Annotated in this window: 1 protein-coding gene; it reads left to right on the top strand. The window is 39.2% G+C overall.

The window, feature by feature from the left end:
* On the top strand, positions 1 to 204 hold a 204-nt coding region (locus SB679_RS26685; protein WP_410705484.1), incomplete at both ends, for a hypothetical protein.

Consider the following 204-nt stretch of genomic DNA (forward strand, 5'->3'; position numbering starts at 1 on the left):
CCGGGAACTATTTATGTTTCTGAAGTTATAGTCAAAGGAAAAAAAGGAACAGGTTTTGGTGAGGGTACTTATAATGGTGCCGTTATGTATAGCGGTATTTTAGGGGCATTACAAGACTTAAATACTGAGCAGGCAATGAGTGCCTGGCAAACTGCCATCAACGAAACGGAAATCGGTAAGTCTATAGGTTCATTAGAAAAATTC

Origin of the sequence: Chryseobacterium sp. SIMBA_029, assembly GCF_046535275.1 — a bacterium.
Lineage (GTDB): Bacteria > Bacteroidota > Bacteroidia > Flavobacteriales > Weeksellaceae > Chryseobacterium.